Here is a 20,989-nt window from a genome sequence, read left to right as displayed (position 1 = left end):
TCAAGCTGGCAGGAGCACAAAGATCGATGACACCGGCCTGATCATTGTGACACAACCGCGGCTCGATCGGACGCACTCTGTCATCCACGCCAGAATCCCTGCCGACCCAGATCGCCTCGGCGGGTCCCATTACAGAGTCAGGCTCCTAGTAGGGGAACTCGGGTGATTTGGAAAGACGCCCCATCGTAAAAAGCTTAGTTAAAACAATCGATCGATGATCTGCCGGGAATTGGAGGGATACGGTAGCTGTACGTTTACACCGAAGATGTCGGCGGTTCGAGCCCGTCATCGCCCACCATATCCCGCATACCGGCCCAGGCCTTGACGTCCATCGCCTTTCACGTTCGCAACTCAGCTGCGTGTGACCGGTGGCGAGGACGCGACCGCAACCGGCCGCGCCCGCCTTCTTCCAGTATACCGGCTACTGCCTGATGTAGCAGGTCTTCTTCGCACGGGGAGCGGGGTCCTCGTCAAAGGCATCGTTGCCGCAGCGCACGCCGTTCCTGAAAACGCCTTGCGTGAACTGACCGCGCGCTCCGTAGCGGACCAGTTTGCGGCCACGGAAATCGCAGTACTGATTCTCCCTGGCGCAGGCCACCCACCTGCCGCGGCCCTGGCCGTAGTCGTTGTCACCGTAATTGTCGTCGTCATTGTCGCCATAATCGTTACCGCCGCCGCGCCTAACGATGTAGCAGGCCTTGTCGCGGCCGGGCGCCGGGTCGCCGAATACACGATTTGAGCAGGACACGGCAGGACGGTCGAAAAAGCGGGAGGTGGTCTGGCCGCGCGCGCCATAGACCACTTCCGCGGGGTAGGGCAGGCGGCAGGTGCCACCCTCGTCAGCGCATCGCTGCATGCGCTGGGCCGACGCCGTGGTGGGGAAAAGAACAGAAGCGGCCGAGGCCAGGCCGACCAGGCAAATGAATGTGAACGCCATCCGGATCAGGGCGCTGGAGGTTTTTGACACGATTTGTCTCCCTTATTGATTCACGCCCCATCTTACAGCAGCCTTGCCAAATGCAAGATGAACGAAAGCCATTGCCAACAGCGGGATGAGCTGAATTCCCGCTTGGTGGCCAGTGAGCTGCCGTCATCGATCCGGATTTGATAAGGGTCTTGGCCAGCAATCGATTGGCTCTCCGGAGAGGCGGGACAATGATCGACCATCCCAGGCGCCTGCTGCTGCAGCTGATGATCGTATTGGCAATCGTTGGCACCGGGCGTCTCGCACATGCGACGGATGCTGGAGACGGCGTAGACCAGCCTGCCGCCAAAGTAGCCTTGCTCAAGGCCTATCCCGGACTTTTCACCATCTCGGGCAATGTCCTGACCTGGACCGACGGCACCACCATGGTGTGGGACGACGGCAAGGCGCGCGACGCCGAAGCGCTGCTGGAGAGCCCCGACATCGAAGACATGTTTCGCTATGTCTACCCGAAGGCAGCGGAGGGTGCGCTGGTCCCGGCGGAGGATTTCGATCCGGGCCGTATCCGCAACGAAGCCTTCTTCGAGAAGCTCTACGGCAAAAGTGCCGCGGAGGTGGGCAAGCACATCGCCAACGTCAAATGGCTGCCGAAACTCGGCAAGAAGACCGTTCAGGTTACCAAGGTTTTCGACATCGATGACCGGCTGGGCAAGATCTCCGATGCCCTGGAGGCGATGCCCGCCGAGCTGAGCCGTTACGGGCTCAAGCCCGGCGGTGGCTTTGTCTGGCGGCCTATCGCCGGCACAAACCGGTTGAGCATCCACTCGTTCGGTGCAGCCTTCGATATCAATGTCGGCTTCTCCGACTACTGGTACAACAACAGAAACAAAACCAACCCGAAGGCGCACATTCCGTTCAAGAACCGGATTCCGCTGGAAATCGTGGAATTGTTTGAGAAAAACGGCTTCATCTGGGGCGGGCGCTGGTATCACTACGACACCATGCATTTCGAGTACCGGCCTGAGCTGCTGTACAAGAAATCCGGCTGATCACGGCGGGAGCAGCCGTAGGGCACATGCGCCGGGTCGAAACCCGCCGATGTTGCCTTTATGCGCGTCAATAACGAGGTCCCAGGTTGGTGGCGACTTGCCGGCCATTGGCGGTCGCTGCACCACAAACCCGGCGAAGGTCGGCACGGATGTTTTCGGAGTTCAGCAACTCGGCGGCTTCCGGAAAGCCCTCGGCCAGCAACGCTGCAACAATCTCGGCCGGTGACTGGTGGAACCCACCCTCAGCCAAAGCATGAGCCCGCTGGTAGATATGGCTGGTTCTGAATTTGTCTGCCATTCACAAGTACCCTCCTTGATCGGCACTTGATGAACAACTTTCGAGAAGTATTCGGGTTCCATACAACTTATAAGGGAAGTCAGATCGCCAACGCAGGGAGCGCTGTATCTTTCGCTGGAATGACCTCTAGTCGCCAGGAGACACAGCCGGGCCGGTTGCCGATCAACACAAAGATCAAGGCGGCAGCAGTCGGAAATCCTTGCCTTCGGGCAGCAACTGGCCGCCGTCGACGATAATGGTCGTGCCGGTGATGTAGCTGGCATCGTCGGAGGCGAGGAACAGGAAGGCGTTGGCGACATCGCGCGGGCTGCCGAGGCGTCCGAGCGGGATGGAGTCTTCCATGTTCTTGATGTAAGCGGCGCCGCGATGCAGCTCGATCGCTTCGGTGAGGATGTTGCCGGGCTCGACGCCGTTGACGGTGATGCCATAGCCCGAAAATTCCAGCGCCGCCGAGCGGATGAAGCCGTTGATGCCGGCTTTGCTGGCGCTGTAGTGGCCGTGGCCGGGGCTTGAGACGCGCGGACCGGTGATCGACGACGTGTAGAGCATGCGCCCGTAATGCTGCGCCTTCATCGGCGCCAGCGCTGCAACCGTGGCGTTGAAGGTTCCGCGCAGATTGACCGCCATCACCCGGTCCCAATCGTCCGGGCTGGTGTTTTCGATGAGCTGCCAAGGATAGATGCCGGCATTCTGCACGACGATATCGAGGCGTCCATGGCGGCTTAGCGCCAGCGCGACCGCTGCTTCGGCCTCAGTCATTTGCGAGATGTCGGTGCGGATGAAGGCGGCGCCGAACTGATCGGCAGTCGCCTGGCCCGCTTCGGCCTCGCTGTCTGCCAGGATCAACTTTGCGCCTTCCTCGGCAAAGCGCTGCGCAATGCCTTTGCCGATGCCGCGCGCGCTGCCGATGATCAGCGTGACCTTGTCTTGCAGCCGTCCGGTCATGCGAGTTGTCCTGTCATGCGAGTCTCTGGCGAATGGTTTGCTTGAAGGCGTCGAGCAGCACGGCGGCGAGCACCAGCAGGCCGTGGATCACCTGGGTGAAATTGGCCGGCAGGCCCATCAGATTGATCGCCGTGTTGATGGAGGAGAGCAGCAGCACACCGGCATAGACGCCGGGCAAGGTGCCGACACCGCCTTTCAGGCTGACGCCGCCGATGACGACGGCGGCAAAGGCGTTGAACAACAGCCCGACGCCGAGATTGGCGGTGGCGCCGGAGGTGCGGATGGCGAGCAGCCAGCCGGCGAGGCCGGCAATGGCGCCGGCAAGCACGAAGGCAATGACCAAATTGCGGTTGACGCGGATACCGGCGCGGAAGGTCGCCGTCTCGTTGCCGCCGATCATGATCAGGTGGCGGCCGAACGGCGTCTTGGCCATGATCAGCGAGAAGAGGACGAAACAGGCGACGGCGATCCAGGCGGTCAACGGCAGGCCGGCGAGGCGCTGGATGGCGAACCAGCGGATGGCTGGCGCCAGATCCTGTGCCGAGCGGCCACCGGAAATGACCAGAACCAGGCCGCGCACCCAGATGTAGGACGCCAGTGTGATGATGAAGGCGCTCATCTTCACCTTGACCACGAGGTAGCCGTTGAAGGCGCCGATGATGCCGCCGACGGCCATCGCGATCAGCAGCGAAACCGGAACCATCAGCCATTGCGGGTTGAGCTGTATGCCCATGCCGATGCCCGACGAGCAAAACAGGATGCCGACCGTCATGGCGCTGAGTGCCGCGACCGATTCCACCGACAGGTCCATATGGCCGGCAATGATGACCAGCGACAGGCCGATCGACATCACGCCGAGCACGCTCGATGCCTCGATGATGTTGGCGAAGATGCCGAGCTGGAAATAGTTCGGGACGAAGATGGAAAAGACGATCAACACAAAGACCAGCATGAACCAGACGAGGTTGTCGAGAACGAACTCCAGGGCTTTGCGGGTGCGCGGGTTCATGGGCTGATCCGGTTGGCGCCCCCCGCGAAATCAACCTGATTTCATCGGGTTTAGGCGCGGATTCAAATTCGCCACGGCGTCCGGGGACGCGGCGTTGTGAAATGTCAGGCTCCGGGCCTCGGTGGCCCGGAGCGCTTGGCAAGTGACTATTCGACCGACTTGATCGTGTCCGTCGGCGGCTTCTGGTTGCCCCAGAAGGCCGGATTGTCGACGTTTTCCTTGGTGATGGCAGCACCCGGGATCTTGATGTTGGGGCCCCAGGCTTCCTTGGTCACCGTCGACTTCAAGCCGAGCACGTCATACTCGCCGGGCTTGATTTCCTGCTTGCCGGCGATCTTGTCCATGAACATGGCGACGGCAGCGGCCTGCGCGTAGAGCGGCTGCTCGACTTCGACGTTGAGCCAGCCCTTGCGGATCAGGTCGAGGCCGACCGGAGCGCCGTTCGAGCTCATCAGCATGACGTCGCCCGGCTTCTTGCCGGCGGCCTCGAGCGAGGCGACGGCAGCGACCGAGAGGTGCGCGGCATGGCTGAAGATCAGGTCGATGTCGGGGTTGGCGAGCATCTGGTCGGCAACGATGGTGCCGGCATTGCTGGCTTCCCACTGCATGGCCGGCAGCGAGATGATCTTGACGTCCGGAAACGCCTTCATCTTCTCCTCGAAACCCTTCTGGATGTCGAGCGTGTAGGGATCGCCGGGATCACCCAGCACCTGCAGGATCTTGCCCTTCACCGAACCGTTCTTGGCGGTCAGAAGCTTTTGCGCCTGGTCGGCGGCGACGTAGCCGATCTCGACCGTGCCCGCCACCGAAGTGAAGTCGGATGGGGTCGAGGTGATCTGACGGTCGAACTCGACCACCGGGATGCCGGCGGCACGGGCGGCTTCGATGGACGGCTTCAGCGCGTTGAAATCGACGGCGGCGAGAATGATCGCCGCCGGCTTCAGCGCAATGACGTCGTTCATCTGCGATTGCTGCGCATCGGTCTTGTTGTCGGCGTTGAGTGTCTTCACCTCATAGCCGACCTGTTTGAGGAACAGCTCCAGCGCGCTCACCGAGCCGGTCTGGAATTCATCGAGCAGGGTCGGAACCATATAGTAGACGGTGCCCTTGGTCTGGGACATTGCCGGCGTGAGCGAGGCAAGAGCCAGTGCCAGGATACCGAAGACAAGAACAAGTATTCGCTTCATGTCGTTCGCTCCTCTTTTATACCGGACCCCTCTTTTGTCCCTCAACTTGCCGGTCCGGCACCGGCAAGCGTCTCACCGGTGATCATGTTGATCACCGCATCGGGACTTGTTTTGTTGCGTGCGACATCGCCGGCCACGACGCCTTGCCGGATCACCACGATCCGGTCGGCGACCTGGAAGGCCTGCTGCATGATGTGAGTGATGATGACGACGCCGATGCCCTGGTTGGCGACCTGGCGGATCATCTCGAGGCCACGCCGCGTCTGCTCGACACCAAGGGCCGCGAACGGCTCGTCGAGCAGCACGAGCTTGCCGCCCCAATGCACGAAGCGGTTGAGCTCGATCGCCTGGCGCTGGCCGCCCGAGAGGTGCTCGACATTGGTGCGCAGCGACGGGATGCGGGTGCCCGCACTGGCAAGCGCTTTGCCGACGACGGCCTCCATGGCGCGCTCGTCGAGGATCGGGATACCGAGAACCTTGCGGGTGATTTCGCGGCCCATGAAGAAGTTGGCGACGACGTCGACATTGGTGCAGAGCGACAGGTCCTGGTAGACGGTTTCGATGCCGGCGGCCTTGGCCTCGGCCGGCGACTTCGCCAGAAATTCCTTGCCCTCGAACAGCATGCGGCCGGAACTCGGTTCGAGGCCGCCGGCGATGATCTTGACCAGCGTCGACTTGCCGGCGCCGTTATCGCCGAGCAGCGCCACGACCTCACCCTTGCCGATCGAGAAGCTGATGCCTCTCAGTGCCTGGATAGCGCCGTAGTTCTTGGTGACGTTTTCGAGTACCAGCAGCGGTTCGGTCATGCCGCCACTCCCTTGCTGTGCATGAGGTCGGACCGGCGCTCGCGCTCGGCGATAAACATCTGGCCGAAGCGCGGCGAGAGCACACCGGACACGGCCAATGCAGCGGCGCCACGCAGCACCGAATGCTGGCCGCCGGTGGCCACCATGACGCGCGGCGTCTTGCGGTCGCGCCGCGCCGAGATCGAATTGGGAAGTTGCGCTGCCGCGCCAACCAGTTTTTCCAAGAGGTCGGTGTGGGCGAGCCCGCCGAGGATAACGGTTTCGGGGTCGAACAAATTCTCGATGGTGGCGATGGCGTTGCGGAAGATCGGCGCGACTTCGGCTACCCAGGCGGTTTCGCCGATGTTGCGTCGGCGCAGCGCTTCCAGCGAAAGGTAGCGTTCGAGGCAGCCACGATTGCCGCAGGGACAGAGTTCGCCGCCGGCAATGGCGGGGATGTGGCCGATCTCGCCGGCATTGCCCCAGGCGCCGCGCATCACCGCGCCGTCATGGACGATGACGCCGCCGAGGCCGACACCGAAATAGAGGTAGTAATATTCGGAAAAGCCGGCGCCGAGGCCGTAGAGCCGCTCGCCCATGGCGGCCGCCGCCATGTCGGTTTCGAAGAAGGCCGGCAGCCCGGTCGAGGCCGTGAGCCGGTCCGGCAAAGACACATCCTTCCAGCCGGCCATGGTCGTTGGGCCGACGAAGCTCATCGATTCCACACCGAAAGGCCCGGGCAGCGCCATGCCGATGCCAAGCACGCGGCCGCCGGGCCGCAACGCGGTCAATTCCGGCACCATGGCGCCGATCAGCTCGAAGGCATGGTCGGGCGTTGCGTGCGGCGCCTCGCGATGCGTGCTCTCGATGACGTCGCCGCTCAGATTGATCAGCGCCGCGTCGATCCCCATCGGCGTGAGGTGGACGCCGACGGCATAACCGCCTTCCGGATTGATCCTGAGCGTTGCCGGCGGCAGTCCGCGCCCGCGCGGCTCTTCGCGCAGCGACAGCACATAGCCGTGCTCTTCAAGCTCGCGAACGATGGTCGATACGGTCTGGACGGTGAGGCCGACGCGGCTGGCAATGTCGCCGCGGGCGATGGGGCCGTGAAGGCGGATGGACTCCAGCACGATGCGCCGGTTGTAAGGCCGCCCGAATTCCTGATTGGTCCCCCGTAGTGCCATGTCCCTCTCCCTGGGAGAGGTGAGACTTGCATAGGCAATTTATTCAGTCAAATGGAATTCAAAAATAATTTGTGACAGATCTGGACCATGACGCAGGACCTGTCCCATGCGCCGCGCTGGCCGATTGCCGCCGGGTTGAAAGCACTTCAATGGTGGATGAGGTCAGGACGAGCGCGGGGCTCGCACGACCGATGATCCAGCAGGGAAAAACGATGATCGAATTGCCTTTTGCGCGCGACGAGTATCAGCAGCGGCTCAAAAAGATCCGCGCCGAGATGGCAACGCGCGGGCTCGAACTGCTTGTCGTCAACGATGTCGCCAATCAGCACTACATCACCGGCTATGACGGCTGGTCGTTCTATACGCCCCAGGTGGTGCTTGTTCCGATCGAAGAGGACGCCGAGCCGGTCTGGATCGGCCGCGCCATGGATGCGGCAGGTGGCCTGCTGACGGCGTGGATGAAACCGGAGAATGTGGTTGGCTTCCCGGAAGACCACGTCCAGCGCGCCGATCGCCATCCGATGGATTGGATCGCGGCCTGGATCGTCGCCAAGGGCTGGGGTGGCAGACATATCGGCATCGAGCTCGAAGCGTATTATTTCTCGCCCAAGGCGCATGCGCGGCTTGTCGCCGGCCTGCCCAATGCAAAATGGCAGGACGCCGATCTCCTGGTGAACTGGATCCGCGCCGTCAAATCGGCGCCCGAAATTGCCTATCTGCGCAAGGCATCCACGCTGGCCGAAGCGGCGGTTTCAAGGGCGTTCGAAGTCATTGCGCCAGGCGTGCGCGAATGCGATGCCATCGCCGCGATCCACGCGGCGCAGGTTGCCGGCAGCCCGGACTTTGCCGGCGATATCACTGCACTTCCGCCGACGGTCCTCGGCGGCGAGAATGCGTCGGCGCCACACATCATGTGGAGCGACCGGCGGTTTGGAAAGGACGAGACGATCGCGCTCGAACTCGCCGGCGTCTGCCGCCGCTATGCCGCCGGTCTCGCCCGGACGATGCAACTCGGCAAGACGCCGGTGCGTGTCGCCGACACGGCAAAGGCTGTCATCGAAGGCATGGATGCGGTGCTCGATGCGGTCAGGCCGGGCACCACTGCCGAAGCGGTTGAAGCCGCCTGGCGCAAGGTCATCCAGCGTTATGGGTTGAAGAAGGAGTCGCGCATCGGCTATTCCATCGGCGTCGCCTATCCGCCGGATTGGGGCGAGCACACGATCAGCCTGAGGCCCGGCGACAAAACGGTGCTTCAGCCCGGCAACGTCGTTCATTCCATCCTCGGCATGTGGATGGATGGTTGGGGCATCGAGGTCAGCGAAACCATTCTGGTGACCGAGACAGGCCATGAGACACTGACGAAATTCCCGCGAGACATTCATGCCAAATCCTGACCGGCCGGCAGCTTCGGGCGGTGCCGCGCCCGACATCGAGGCGGGAATTCTCGACCGGATGATCGAAATCCGCCGCCATCTGCACCGCCATCCCGAGCTGTCGAACCGCGAGGCGGGCACGCAGCTTTATCTTCGGCAGATGCTGGCCGGGCAGGGGATCGAGGATATCCGCGACGTCGCCGGTTACGGCCTGGCCGTTGATGTCGTCGGCACCGGTAAGCCGTCAAACCGCAAGGTGGCGATCAGGGTGGACATCGATGCCTTGCCGGTCGAAGAGGAATCCGGCGTCGACTTTGCGTCGGAAAACCCCGGCGTGATGCATGCCTGCGGCCACGACGCCCATTCTGCAATGGGCTTCGCCGTGGCCGCGCATCTTCACCAGGCTCGGGACAGTTTCGGCGGCACCGTCCGCCTCATCTTCCAGCCGGCCGAGGAGGACGAACCGTCGGGCGGCAAACAGGTGGTGGAAGAGGGGCTTCTCGACGATATCGACGGCGCGATCTGCATCCATGTCGATCCCTACACGCCATCCGGCAAGGTTGCCGTCGGCTCGGGTCCCTACACGCTGGCCTGCGATACGTTCGATATTGTTGTCACCGGCTCGGCGGCGCACGCGGCAAAACCCTATGAGGGTGTCGATGCACTGACTGTCGCCTGCTCCATGGTCAGCGAACTGCAGAAGATCGTTTCGCGCGAGACCGATCCTTACGATCCACTGGTCATTTCGGTGACATCAATCAATGGCGGTAACGCTTACAATGTGACCGCCGGCAAGGTCACGCTGAAGGGCACCATCCGCAGCGGCAGCGACGCCACCCGCGAGCGTGCCTGGCGCCGGCTTCGCGAGATCCTCAAGGGCATCGCGGCAAGCCATGGCGCCACCGTGCAGGTCGACATCCACAAGGGCGAGCCCAGCGTCGTCAACGATGTCGAGATGACCGAGTTGATCCTGGCCGGAGCCAAGGCCGCCATTGGCGCCGACAATGTCCTCACCATGCCGGGATGGAGCATTGCCGACGACTTTGCCTATTACAGCGAAAAACGCCCGTCGGTCTATTTCCGGCTCGGCATTCGCAACGAAGAAGTCGGCTCGGTCTATCCGCTGCACCATGCCAGGTTTCGCGTCGACGAGGCCGCGCTGAAAGCCGGCGTCGCCACGATGGTTTCGGCAGAGACTTTATTCCTGTCATCACAGCCAAACGATCCCGCCTGACGGGGATCGGCTCAGTATCGGATCGCCCGGCGCTCGATCAGAACAACAAGGCAAAACAGGACGATCGACAGGCCCGATGACAGCACGATCGCCGCGTAGAGGCGGTCCGACTGATAGTTGAAGGACGCCTGGATGATCAACGCGCCAAGCCCTTTGTCCGAGCCGATCCATTCGCCGACAATGGCGCCGATAACGGCGGTGGCCGAGGCGATCCTGAGCGATGAAAACAGCATCGGCAGCGCGCGAGGCAGGCGCAGGCTCCAGAACACCTCCCAGCGTGTCGCCGACAGCACCCGGAACAGCTCGTGCTCGTTGCTGCTGGCCGAATCCAGGCCGCGGATCATGTTGACCAGGGTCGGGAAGAAGCAGATCACCGCCGCAATGACGATCTTCGGCGTCATGCCCAGTCCGAAAATCAGCATGATGATCGGCGACAGCGCCAGGATCGGGATGGTGTTGAAGAACAGCACGATCGGGAAATAGGCGGCCTGCAGCACGCGGTTGTGCACGAACAGCACCGCCAGCAGCACGCCGGCGAGATTGCCGATGGCAAAGCCCGCCAGCGCCTCGATAAGCGTCGGCCAGAGATTGCCGAGCAGCAGGGAAAAGCTCTTCTGGAAGACACCCAGGATCGCGGTCGGCGTCGGCACGATGTAGGCCGGCACGCCGAGCCATGGCAGCAGGAACTGCCAGGTGAGCAGGATGGAAGCGGCGCCGAGAACGGGCAATGCGATCGCCAGAGTGGGCGGCAACGGCTCCTGTCTCATGAGGCCAGTTCCAAGGCTTTGCGCAGCTCCGCCATGGCAGCGACGATTGTCCCGTCTTCGCGCGAACAGCGGTTGCCGTCCTGCTTGAACTGCCGCATGTCCAGGTCCTTGACCAGGCGTCCGGGATTGGCGGCGAGCACGATGACGCGCTCGCCGAGATAGGCGGCTTCGGCGATCGAATGGGTGACGAACAGGATGGTCGTGCCGGCGCGCCGCCACAGCGCCAGCAACTCGTCATTGAGGCGGTCGCGGGTGATTTCGTCGAGCGCGCCGAACGGCTCGTCCATCAACAGCAGCTTCGGTTGCCCAAGCAGCGCACGCGCAATCGCCACGCGTTGCCGCTGGCCGCCGGAAAGCTGGTGCGGCAGACGCTCGCCAAAGCCGCCAAGGCCCATCAGCTCCAGCAATTCCTCTGAGCGATCTTCGATCTGGCGCGTCAGGCTGCCTTGCCCGACACCAAGCGGCAAACGCACATTATCGCGCACTGTGCGCCAGGGCAGCAGCGTCGAATCCTGAAAGACGAAGCCGACATCCCGGCGTGAGCGCACCGCATGCGGCGTGTCGCCAAGCACGCTGATCGTGCCGCCGAGCGGATCGAGCAGGTCGGCAACGACCCTAAGCAAGGTCGACTTGCCGCAGCCTGACGGCCCAAGGATCGACAGGAACGAGCCGGCCGCAACGGTCAGGTCGAGGCCGGAGAGCACTTTGACGGCCGAATGCCGGCCGCCATAGCCGACATCCAGCCTCTGAGCCTCGATCGCGTTCGGCGTTAGATCAGCATGAAGTTTGATCGTCATGCTGATCTAACTCTTTGCTGGAGCATGATCTTTTCCAAAAACCGGTTCCCACTTTTTGGGATCATGCTCTAGGCAGCGGGTGCGTCGAGCTTGGGCCGGTCGGCGGCCGAGAGTTCGAGGATTTTTGTTGAGTAGACATCCGCCGCCGCAGGACGGCCGTTCGGGTATTGTCCGACCTTGTCCAGCAGCGCCAGCTGCTCCTCGATCGAGGAGGGGTCGAAGGTTCCCCATCCGTCCTTGGCAGTCGTGCCGTCGAAGGACAGCTTCAGCACCAGATTGACGGTCTTTTCCTCCCAGCCGAGATCCATTTCCGGATAGGCCGCGACCATCTTCTTCACCGCTTCCTGCGGGTTGGCGTGCACCCAGCCCCAGCCCTTGCCGACGGCGCCGATGAACTTGGCCAGCGGTTCCGGATCCTTCTCGATGGCCGCGTCGGTGGCGAAATAGACATCGGCGTAGGAGTTCAGCCCGAGATCGCGCACCAGAAGGTCGATGCGGTCGTCGCCGACCACGCTCAGCGCCTGCGTGTTGGTGATCCAGCCGCCGATCGCGTCGACGTCGCCGCGCACCAGCGGGCCCTTGTCGAAGCCGACATTGACGACGGTGACGTCAGCCGGGTCGATGCCGTTCTTGGCCAGGATCTCGTCGATGACGAAGCGCGCTGTCGGCTGGATGCCGATCTTCTTGCCCTTGAGGTCGGCGACGCCGCGGATCGGCTTGGCTGGCTTGGAGGTCAAGGCATAGGGGCCGGTGCGGAAGCCGCAGGCGATGATTTTCACCGGCACGCCACTGGCACGCGCCGCAAACAGCTGCGGCGTCTCCGAGAACTGGCCGAGCTGGGCCGAACCCGAGACGACCGGCGGCACGGTGGCGGAATTTGGCCCGCCGGGGCTGAACTCCACGTCGAGGCCGGCGTCCTTGAAGTAGCCGTTGGCGACTGCGGCGATGTCGCCGATCTGTCCGTTCGACACCAGCCAGTCGTATTGGATGATGACCTTGCCGGCTGCCTTGGCGCCCGGCGTCAGCACCAGTTGCATACCGGCGGACGCTGCTGCCACGGCGGCGATGCCGGATGTCACGAAGCTGCGGCGGTTCATGTTGTATCGGTTGTTCCCACTCATTTTTCGCTCCTGTTGCAAGCGTTGCTCTGTTCATTGCGCACCGCTCCCACGGCGCGCTGTCGTCTACGGCTGTTCGTCGTGGTAGTCGCCGGGGCCGCCGTCGAGCCAGGCGTATAGTTCCCAGAGCGTGTCGTCCGGGTCGGTGAAGTAGGCGCAGCGCGCGTTCCAGACATAGTTTTCAGGCGGCCCATAGAAGGGCACGCCCTTGGCGCTGAGCTCGCCATGCAGACGGTCGATATCGCCAGGCGTATCGAGCTTGACCGCCACGCAGACCTTGTGCGCCTGGCGCGGCGATCTGAGCTTCGACACGCCGGTATGCTGGCTGATGTGGTCGATCTCCCACGCCGCCAGCGTCACGCCTTCGCCATGGAAATCGGCAAAGCCTTCCGCGCGCCGGCGCAGCCGGAAGCCGAGTTTTTCGACATAGAAGTCGACGGTACGGCCGATGTCCTCGACCAGCAGGCAGACATCCGAAATCGCGTAAGCGCTGCCGAGCGGCATGGCTATTTTCCCTTGCTGGTTGGCAGGCGCCGCGCCGCCGGCAGCTTGACGCCGACACGCTCGGCCGCGCCGATGATGTGGGCGCGCATCGCTGCTTCAGCGGCTATCGCGTCGCCGGCAACCAGCGCCTCGTAGATGCGCACATGCTCGCCGACATTGACCTCGACCAGGTCGTGCAGCGGATTGGTCTGCCGCGCGTAATAGATCGAGCGGCGGATCTGCTCGCAGACGAAGGAAATGAAGGTGTGGATGTAACTATTGCCGGTGGCCCGCGCGATCTCGCGATGGAACAGAAGATCGGCGTCGATGCTGCCTTCCTCCCAGCGTTCCTCGCCGCTCATCCGGTCGAGCGCCGCCTTGATCGCATCGAGATGCCCCTCGCCGCGCCGTTCGGCGGCAAGGGCGGCGGATTCGGCCTCGAGGATGCAGCGCAGCTCGAACAGCCGCTCCATATTCTGGCCTTCCCTGAGCGCTTCGCCGTCGATGCGGATCGACGCCCGCTGCTCCGGCGCCAGTACGAAGGCGCCGATGCCTTGCCGCGCCTCGATCATGCCGTCGGCCCTGAGCTGCGCGATCGCCTCGCGCACCACGTTGCGGCTGACGCCGAATTTCTCCGAAAGCTCCTGTTCCGTCGGCAGCCGCGCACCCGGATTGAGCTCGCCGGAGGAGATCTCGCGGCTGAGGAAGGCGGCGACGCGGTGCGGCAGCGTTTCCACCGTGCCGATGGCGGCCAGTCTTTGCTTCATGGAGTGGTCTCCGTTGCCGGCAGAAGGCAGCCGGGGTTCATCAGCCCTTGCGGGTCGAGTGCACTCTTCAGCGTACCGATGAGCCGGCGATGGACCGGCGCCAGCCCGGCCATGAAGGTGCGGTGGCGGGTGCGGCCGATGCCATGCTCGGCGCTGATCGAGCCGCCGAGCGCATGGACGATCCGGTAAAGCCCGGCGGTGATGTCGGCGCCTCTTGCACGGGCCTCGCGCTCGTCGAGCGCTTGCGGCGGCAGCACGTTGAGATGGATGTTGCCATCACCGGCATGGCCATAGGCCAGCGGCAGCCATCCTTGATACTCCTGCGCCACGAAGCGGCGCGCCTGATCGATGAGGGCAGGGATATCCGAGATACTCACCGAAAGATCGGTGCGCACATGATAGCCGCGCTTGGCCTGGCCCTCGACCAGCCCTTCGCGGATTGCCCAGAAGGATCGCGCCTGCGCGCTGCTTTCCGCAAGCACGGCGTCGATGACCAGGCCGCTCTCCATGGCCTCGCCAAGGAAATCGACCAGCAGCGTGGGCAGGTCGATCGCGGCACTGGCCGACAGTTCGATCAGCACATGCACCGGAGCCTCGACCGGCGACACCGTTTTGGCGTCGATCAGGCAGGCTAATGCCATGCATTCCGAGCCGATGATCTCGAAGGCCGACATCAGGTCGGCCGAGGCCCGGCGAGCCTGCCGGAACAGCGCAATCGCCGCTTCGAACGAGGCAAGGCCGAGATAGGCGGTCTCGGTCCGAACGGGCTTTGGAAACAGTTTCAGCTCGACGCCGGTGATGATGCCGAGCGTGCCTTCCGAACCGATGAAAAGCTGCTTCAGGTCGTAGCCGGTGTTGTTCTTGCGCAGACCGGAAAAGCCGTTCCACAACTCGCCATCCGGCAACACCACTTCGAGGCCGAGGATGAGATCGCGCGCCATGCCGTAGCGCAGCACGTTGATGCCGCCGGCGTTGCTCGCCGCATTGCCGCCGATCTGGCAGCTGCCCTGGGCGCCGAGCGCGAGCGGGAACAGGCAGTCCTGCGCGTCTGCGGCGTCCTTCAGGGTCTGCAGGATGCAGCCGGCATCAGCCTGCAGCACGAAATTGTCGGCATCGACGTGGCGAATGGCGTTCAGCCGCTCCAGGCTGACGACCACGGAGTTTTGGGTCTCGATATCGATCGCTCCCGCCACCAGGCCGGTATTGCCGCCTTGCGGGATGATGCCCAGACCCAGCGCGCCGCACAGCCGGACCACCGCCTGGACCTCGGCTACCGAAGCCGGCCGCAGCACGGCAAGTGCTGCGCCATGATGATCGCCCGACCAGTCGCCGAGATATTTCGCCATGCCGACGGCATCGGCGGTCATGCCGTTATGCCCGACAGCGTCCTGCAGGGCGCTGAGAGCGTCTGGCGAAAGAGCATGCATGGTCATCAGCGGCCGTGAAATGATGTTGGGCTATAGGGTGATACATATCATCCTACAACTGACATCGAGTCAACGCAACTGCGCTTGCTAATAGTGGACAAATCGCAATGGCTTGCGTGTTTGAGCGGCTGTCTGCGGCGCGGATGCGTCACGCCGGGCGGCGTGGCTGACTGCTAATGCCGCCAGGAATAGCGCGACGTCCGGGCGCGGAAATCAGTGGGTCAGGGTGCTGGGCGAGGCGCTGATACCAATCGGTCGCGTTGATCCTACAGGTACTGCTCGACCTTCTTGCCGACGGTCAGGAAGCGCAGCGGGTCTATGGCTTCGCCATTGTGGCGGACTTCGTAATGCAGATGCGGGCCGGTCGAGCGGCCGCTACTGCCGGTCTTGCCGACGACGTCGCCGGCCGCCAGCTTCTGCCCGACTTCCACGTCGATTTCGCTCAAATGGCCATAACGGGTGGCAAAGCCATTGCCGTGGTCGACCTCGACCATGCGGCCATAGCCGCCGTTCCAGCCGGCCTTGGTGACGACACCGGCCGCCGTGACCTTGGCCGCCATGCCGATCGGCGCGCGGAAATCCATGCCCGAATGCAGGGCTGCGGTGCCAAGGATCGGGTCGGTGCGCACGCCGAATGGGCTAGTGACGGAGTGGCCGGGCGCCGGATTGGCTAGAGGTAGCCGCCGCGTCTCTTTCTTCAACTGGTCGAGCGTGTCCAGCGCCTCGTCGAGCTCCTTGACCTTGCTGTCGAACATCATCGAGCTGTCGAGCGGGATCAGGGGGCCGCCGACATCGCTTTCGTTTTTGCCGAAATCGCTGTCGACCGGCAGGCCAGCCGCCTCGAGCGCCTGGGTGATGGCATCGGCGTTCTTGTAGGCATTGTCGGCAAGCGTGGCGATACGCGTGAGCTGCTGGCTTTCGATGGCCTTCAGCGAATCGTTGATCGAGACGAACAGCTTGTCGGCACGGTCCGCCGCCGTTTCGCTGGGCAGCGGATCGGAGCGGGTCGACCACAGCGAGAACGGCCTGGTGTCGGCCGAACCGAGGCTGGCGACCGAATAGGCCAGGGGCTCGCTGCCGGTCAGTTCGGCATGCTCATCGGGCCTAGTCGCCGTATCCGCGGCGGCCGGCGTGCCGACTTCGTTTTCCGCCCGTTCGAGAATCGGGCCGAGGCGGCCATGACGCTGGCTGAGCTGGCTCTGCCGCTCGAGCAATTCGCTGACCTTGGTTTCCATCAGTTTCTGGTCGAGAAGCTGGCGGCTGGTGATGCGGTCGACCTGGGCGCGCAATGCCGAGATGCGATCCTCATAGGCCTGCTGCATGCGCGCCTGCCTGGCCGTGGTGGCGCCGATCAGGTCGTCGCGCAGCACCAGGTAGGAGGTTGCGAGCAGATAGCCGATGGCGATTGCCGCAAGTGCTGAACCAAGAAAGGCGACGAGCCACGGTCGGATGGTGAAATGCCGTATCTCATTGCCCCGCGCAATGATGACCGTATGGGGCTCCCTGCGTCTGCCGAAGACCGTTGACTGACCGGTTGGGTTCACGGGACCAAGCTTTCGTTACGACACCAACGAAGCCTGATTACACATTATTAGGGTTAACAAAGTTTTGCCGTGGGCGCGGTCTGGCAAGGATTGCGCGCGAAACGAGCGGCAGGTTGTAGGAAGGTGGCGAGATCGGTGGCGTCAGAGCGCGCGCACCGCCTCCAGCACCGCTTCGGCATGGCCTTTCACGCGGACCTTGCGCCAGATCCCGGCGATCCGGCCATCCTTGCCGATCAGGAACGTCGCCCGTTCGACGCCCATATAGTTGCGGCCATACATCGTCTTTTCGACCCACAGATTGTAGGCCTCGATCACTTTGCGCTCTTCGTCGGCAACCAGATCGACGGTGAGATCGTATTTGGTTTTGAACTTGTCGTGTTTCTTCACGCTGTCCGGCGAAAGGCCGATCACGACGGCGCCGGCCTTCTCGAACTCCGGCTTCAGCTGCGAAAAGCTGATCGCCTCATTGGTGCAACTTGTGGTGTCGTCCTGCGGATAGAAGTAAAGTACGAGGGGTTTTCCCCGCAACGCGGCAAGGCTGAGCGAGCCGCCGCCATCGCGCGGAAGGTCGAATTGCGGGGCGGCGTCGCCAATGTCGAGATCAGCCATATCGATGCCCTTGTTTGAGGTTACGCGCCAGGCTGCATCGTTATAGTGTCGAGCGGGGATTCGTCCACGATCGAATTCGTACAACGGAAAATTGCGTGGATCAGGAAGAACCGCAGCACGAGAAGATCCGATTCAGGCGTGACGAGATCACCGACCTGGGGACTTTCCCGTCTGCCTGCAGCGTGCCGCCGCTCGGCAAGGCACGTATCGGCCGTGGCTTTCGTATCCTTGCCCGCCTGTTTGCCGGCGTTGCGGCCCTGGTTCTGCTGGCCGCCGCCGCGGTTTATGTCATCGGCGCCACCGGCATTGGCAGCGAGCGGCTGCGGACGGAAGCCGAAACGGCGATCGAGAAGCTCGCCGGTTTCGACGTCAATGTCGCCGTCGGCCCGGCCCGGCTGACACTGGACGGGTCGAGCTTCATTGCGCTGCAGGTCAAGGATGTCAGCGTCAAGACCGCCGACGGCAAGCCGATGGCCGATGCCGGGCGTGTGCGTTTCGGCATTCGTCTGATACCGCTATTTTCGGGCGAGGTGCGGCTGACCAGCGCCAGGATTTCCGACGCCCATATCGTCACCGCGGCCATGCCGTCGGGCGGCGACTGGACAGCCGGGCTGCGCAATCAAGACGGCCTCATCGATCCGGAAAAACTGGCCGCCGCTGTCTTCGGCAACGTCAACCACGCGCTCGATGCCGTGCGCGAGGATTCGATGCGCCGCATCGATCTCAAGAATGTCGCGTTCGAACTGCCCGAAGCCGGATCGGTCAAGCTGGTCAACATTGCCAATGCCACCGTGCTTCAGTCTGGCCCGGGCAGCATGGAGTTTTCGTCCGAGGCGGATGTCGACGGCCGGGCGCTTACGGTCACCGCCACCGCCACCCGCGATACGACCTCCCTGCGCGTCACTGCATTGAACGCCGCCATCGACATGGCGGATGTTCCAGAGACCACGCCGGCGGCCGGTGGAAAAACCGGCGCGATCGCTTTGAAGCTGACGGGCGCTGAAGGTTCGGGCGAGAGCGATTCTCGGCTGGCGGCCTCACTGTCGCTAACCGGCTCGGTGCTCGATCTCGGCACACGCGGGCTGTTGCCAGCCGATGTCGACGTCGACGCCAACCTTGTCTCCGGCTCCAACAAGATCGATGTCGGCAGGCTGGTTTTGAAGACCGGGCGCTCGACTTTCAATTTCGCCGGTTCGATCGGGCCAAAGCCACCGACCGGCGCGGCGGGCGAGGAGCCTTCCTATCGCTACGACCTGACCAGCGACGGCTCGACGCTGGCGCCGGCGGAATCGCCCGAGCCGGCGCTGAATTTCTTCGCCCGCATTGCCGGCGTCTATCAGATCAAAAGTCGCAAGCTCGTCGCCGAGCAGATCGGCGTCAGGTCGGGATCGGGAAGTGAGGTGCTGGGTACAGGTTCGGTTTCCTTCATCGACAATGGGCCGCCGGGCATTTCCTTGTCCCTGAATGTCCACGACATGCCGGTCTCGCATGTCAAGCAATTGTGGCCCTGGTTCTCCGCCAAGAATGCCCGGCTGTGGGTGCTGAAGAACCTGTTCGGCGGTCGTGTCACCGATGCCAACCTGCAGTTCCAGGTCGTCCCGGGGCGTCTCGGCAACGGCGTGCCGCTTTCGGCCGACGAGGTTTTCGGCAGGTTCCAGGTCGAGGGCTCGCGCTTCGACACCGCCGGCCGCATCCCGCCGATCCGCGATGCCATCGGCGTGGTATCCTTCCACGGCAACGATGTCGACATCGCGCTGTCCTCGGGCAGCGTCTATATGCCGAGCGGCCGCACCGTGGCGGCAAGCAATGGCACGCTGGCGGTGAAGGCGGCGAACCACCCGCCGGTGATCGGCGCGCTCGAAATCGACGTCGCCGGCGAGGCGCCGGCCATCGCCGAGCTCGCCTCCTATGAACCGATCAACGCCATGCGTCATGTCGGCATTGCGCCGGACGACCTGTCCGGCACGGTGACCGGTCACGTCAAGGCCGACATTCCGCTGCAGTCCGGTGTCGACACTTCGAAGCTCGATTGGCTGGTGTCGCTCGACTACAAGGACCTGTCGCTCGCCAAGCCGTTCGAAGATCAGACGGTGACCGATGCCGACGGTTCGATCGAGGTCGGACCCGACAAGGCGGTGATCTCGGCCGACGCGAAGCTGAACGGCATTCCGGCCGAGCTCGACCTGGTCGAGCCGCTTAGGGATGACGGGCCGCCGCGCAGCCGCAAGGTGGCGCTGGTGCTCGACGACAAGACGCGCGCCATCGCCATGCCTGGCTTGTCGCCGCTGATTTCCGGCACCATCAAGGTGGCGATCGACAAGAGCGGTGAAGGCGGCAGCCAGAACGTCGCGGTCGACCTGACCAGTGCCAGGCTGGACATTCCCTGGGCCGGCTGGAGCAAAGGGCCGGGCATTCCTGCCAACGCCACCTTCACCATGGCCAAGTCCGGCGACACCACGACGTTGTCCGATTTCGACCTCGACGGAAAGAGCTTTTCTGTCGAAGGCGATGTCGTCCTGGTCAAGGGCGCGCTGTCGTCGGCGCGCTTCAGCAAGGTCGCCTTGAACCGGGGCGACGACGTCGCGGTGACGGTGAAGCGGTCGGGCAAGGGCTTTGCGGTCGACGTCAGCGGCAACGCGCTCGACGCCCGCTCGCTGATCAAGCAGTTCACCTCCGACGTCGATACCGCCACCAAGACCACCGGCACGGATGCGGTGTCGGTCAGCGCCGATGTCAATTCGCTGACCGGGTTCCACGACGAGGTCCTGTCCAACCTGAAGCTCGACTACAGCGCCGCCGGTTCCAAAGTAAACGGGCTGAAGGTCAGCGCCACGGCAAGTTCGGGCGCCGCCATCACCATCAGCAATACGACGGGCAACGGCGCGCGCGCACTCAACATGACGTCGGCCGACGCCGGCGCCATATTGCGCTTCCTCAACATCTACGAACACATGGAAGGCGGATCGATCACGCTGTCGCTCAGCGGCGCGGCCGACGGGCCGATGCGGGGTCAGGTCGATTCGAGCAACTTCTTCATTGTCGACGAACCGAAGCTCGCCTCGATCGTCTCGACCACGCCGGTCGGCGACAGCCGCAGCCTGAATGAAGCGGTCAAAGGCAAGATCGACACCTCGCGGGTAAAATTCGAGCGCGGCTTTACCGAGATCGACAAGGGGTCCGGCTATTTGAAGCTGGCCAATGGCGTGCTGCGTGGCCCGCGCATCGGCACCACCTTCCAGGGCACGCTCTACGACCAGGACAACAATATGGACATGACCGGCACGTTCATGCCGGCCTATGGCCTCAACCGGATCTTCGGCGAATTGCCGCTGGTCGGCGCGTTGCTCGGCAATGGCCGCGACCGCGGCCTGATCGGCGTCACCTACCGGCTCAAGGGCAACGCCAACAAGCCGGTGCTGGACATCAACCCGCTATCGGTGATCGCGCCGGGAATATTCAGGTCGATCTTCGAATACCGCTGAAGATCC

19 protein-coding genes are annotated in these 20,989 nt (G+C 63.3%); 4 read left to right on the top strand and 15 right to left on the bottom strand.

All coding sequences use genetic code 11. The features are described 5' to 3' along the window. Positions 1 to 421: 421 nt before the first annotated feature. The gene (locus AC1DYO_RS20860) at positions 422 to 967 is read right to left on the bottom strand and encodes a hypothetical protein (RefSeq protein ID WP_477266394.1); all 546 of its coding nucleotides are present in this window, start codon (positions 965 to 967) and stop codon (positions 422 to 424) included. Between the two features lie 188 nt (positions 968 to 1,155). On the opposite strand from AC1DYO_RS20860, the gene AC1DYO_RS20855 reads away from it, so the two are divergent. Then, positions 1,156 to 1,974 carry a M15 family metallopeptidase gene (locus AC1DYO_RS20855; RefSeq protein WP_477266393.1) on the top strand — a complete coding sequence of 273 codons (819 nt, stop codon included), beginning with the start codon at positions 1,156 to 1,158 and terminating at the stop codon, positions 1,972 to 1,974. Positions 1,975 to 2,041: 67 nt separating this feature from the next. On the opposite strand, the gene AC1DYO_RS20850 is transcribed toward AC1DYO_RS20855, so the two are convergent. From AC1DYO_RS20850 to AC1DYO_RS20825, 6 genes are all read right to left on the bottom strand, one after another. Then, on the bottom strand, positions 2,042 to 2,272 hold the full coding sequence (locus AC1DYO_RS20850) for a hypothetical protein (RefSeq protein WP_477266392.1): 231 nt from the start codon (positions 2,270 to 2,272) through the stop codon (positions 2,042 to 2,044). 174 nt (positions 2,273 to 2,446) lie between these two features. Then, the gene (locus tag AC1DYO_RS20845; protein WP_477266391.1) at positions 2,447 to 3,217 is read right to left on the bottom strand and encodes an SDR family oxidoreductase; all 771 of its coding nucleotides are present in this window, start codon (positions 3,215 to 3,217) and stop codon (positions 2,447 to 2,449) included. A 13-nt stretch (positions 3,218 to 3,230) separates the two neighbouring features. Continuing rightward, positions 3,231 to 4,226, bottom strand: coding sequence for an ABC transporter permease (locus AC1DYO_RS20840; RefSeq protein WP_181057266.1), 996 nt, complete (start codon positions 4,224 to 4,226; stop codon positions 3,231 to 3,233). A gap of 146 nt (positions 4,227 to 4,372) precedes the next feature. Continuing rightward, positions 4,373 to 5,413, bottom strand: coding sequence for a sugar ABC transporter substrate-binding protein (locus tag AC1DYO_RS20835; RefSeq protein ID WP_477266390.1), 1,041 nt, complete (start codon positions 5,411 to 5,413; stop codon positions 4,373 to 4,375). A gap of 41 nt (positions 5,414 to 5,454) precedes the next feature. Continuing rightward, on the bottom strand, positions 5,455 to 6,219 hold the full coding sequence (locus AC1DYO_RS20830; protein ID WP_477266389.1) for an ATP-binding cassette domain-containing protein: 765 nt from the start codon (positions 6,217 to 6,219) through the stop codon (positions 5,455 to 5,457). Further along, a complete protein-coding gene (locus AC1DYO_RS20825) occupies positions 6,216 to 7,382 on the bottom strand; it encodes an ROK family transcriptional regulator (protein ID WP_477266388.1) in 1,167 nt (388 codons plus the stop codon). Before AC1DYO_RS20825 ends, AC1DYO_RS20830 begins: the two co-directional genes overlap by 4 nt. Positions 7,383 to 7,594: 212 nt before the next feature. Here AC1DYO_RS20825 and AC1DYO_RS20820 point away from each other — a divergent pair, with 212 nt between their 5' ends. Continuing rightward, the gene (locus tag AC1DYO_RS20820; RefSeq protein ID WP_477266387.1) at positions 7,595 to 8,776 is read left to right on the top strand and encodes a M24 family metallopeptidase; all 1,182 of its coding nucleotides are present in this window, start codon (positions 7,595 to 7,597) and stop codon (positions 8,774 to 8,776) included. Continuing rightward, on the top strand, positions 8,763 to 9,989 hold the full coding sequence (locus AC1DYO_RS20815) for a M20 metallopeptidase family protein (RefSeq protein ID WP_477266386.1): 1,227 nt from the start codon (positions 8,763 to 8,765) through the stop codon (positions 9,987 to 9,989). Before AC1DYO_RS20820 ends, AC1DYO_RS20815 begins: the two co-directional genes overlap by 14 nt. A gap of 11 nt (positions 9,990 to 10,000) precedes the next feature. On the opposite strand, the gene AC1DYO_RS20810 is transcribed toward AC1DYO_RS20815, so the two are convergent. The 8 genes from AC1DYO_RS20810 to AC1DYO_RS20775 all read right to left on the bottom strand — a co-directional run bounded on the left by AC1DYO_RS20810 (position 10,001) and on the right by AC1DYO_RS20775 (position 17,501). After that, a complete protein-coding gene (locus AC1DYO_RS20810) occupies positions 10,001 to 10,756 on the bottom strand; it encodes an ABC transporter permease (protein ID WP_477266385.1) in 756 nt (251 codons plus the stop codon). Next, positions 10,753 to 11,553 (bottom strand): ABC transporter ATP-binding protein, encoded by an 801-nt coding sequence (locus tag AC1DYO_RS20805; RefSeq protein WP_477266384.1) that lies wholly within the window; start codon positions 11,551 to 11,553, stop codon positions 10,753 to 10,755. The genes AC1DYO_RS20810 and AC1DYO_RS20805 overlap by 4 nt, the downstream gene beginning before the upstream one ends. A gap of 68 nt (positions 11,554 to 11,621) precedes the next feature. Next, on the bottom strand, positions 11,622 to 12,650 hold the full coding sequence (locus tag AC1DYO_RS20800) for an ABC transporter substrate-binding protein (protein ID WP_477266399.1): 1,029 nt from the start codon (positions 12,648 to 12,650) through the stop codon (positions 11,622 to 11,624). Between the two features lie 87 nt (positions 12,651 to 12,737). Beyond that, positions 12,738 to 13,175 (bottom strand): VOC family protein, encoded by a 438-nt coding sequence (locus AC1DYO_RS20795; protein ID WP_477266383.1) that lies wholly within the window; start codon positions 13,173 to 13,175, stop codon positions 12,738 to 12,740. A 2-nt stretch (positions 13,176 to 13,177) separates the two neighbouring features. Continuing rightward, positions 13,178 to 13,921 (bottom strand): FadR/GntR family transcriptional regulator, encoded by a 744-nt coding sequence (locus AC1DYO_RS20790; RefSeq protein WP_477266382.1) that lies wholly within the window; start codon positions 13,919 to 13,921, stop codon positions 13,178 to 13,180. Next, entirely contained in the window at positions 13,918 to 15,354 is a 1,437-nt protein-coding gene (locus tag AC1DYO_RS20785) for an FAD-binding oxidoreductase (protein WP_477266381.1), read from the bottom strand. The genes AC1DYO_RS20790 and AC1DYO_RS20785 overlap by 4 nt, the downstream gene beginning before the upstream one ends. 260 nt (positions 15,355 to 15,614) lie before the next feature. Then, entirely contained in the window at positions 15,615 to 16,892 is a 1,278-nt protein-coding gene (locus AC1DYO_RS20780; protein WP_477266380.1) for a M23 family metallopeptidase, read from the bottom strand. 141 nt (positions 16,893 to 17,033) lie between these two features. Beyond that, positions 17,034 to 17,501, bottom strand: coding sequence for a peroxiredoxin (locus tag AC1DYO_RS20775; RefSeq protein WP_477266379.1), 468 nt, complete (start codon positions 17,499 to 17,501; stop codon positions 17,034 to 17,036). 95 nt (positions 17,502 to 17,596) lie between these two features. On the opposite strand from AC1DYO_RS20775, the gene AC1DYO_RS20770 reads away from it, so the two are divergent. Next, positions 17,597 to 20,983 carry a hypothetical protein gene (locus AC1DYO_RS20770; protein ID WP_477266378.1) on the top strand — a complete coding sequence of 1,129 codons (3,387 nt, stop codon included), beginning with the start codon at positions 17,597 to 17,599 and terminating at the stop codon, positions 20,981 to 20,983. Positions 20,984 to 20,989 lie beyond the last annotated feature (6 nt).

Source organism: Mesorhizobium sp. P2_F5, assembly GCF_056403715.1.
The sequence above is the reverse complement of the archived record's forward strand: the minus strand, read 5'-3'. Positions and strand labels throughout refer to the sequence as shown.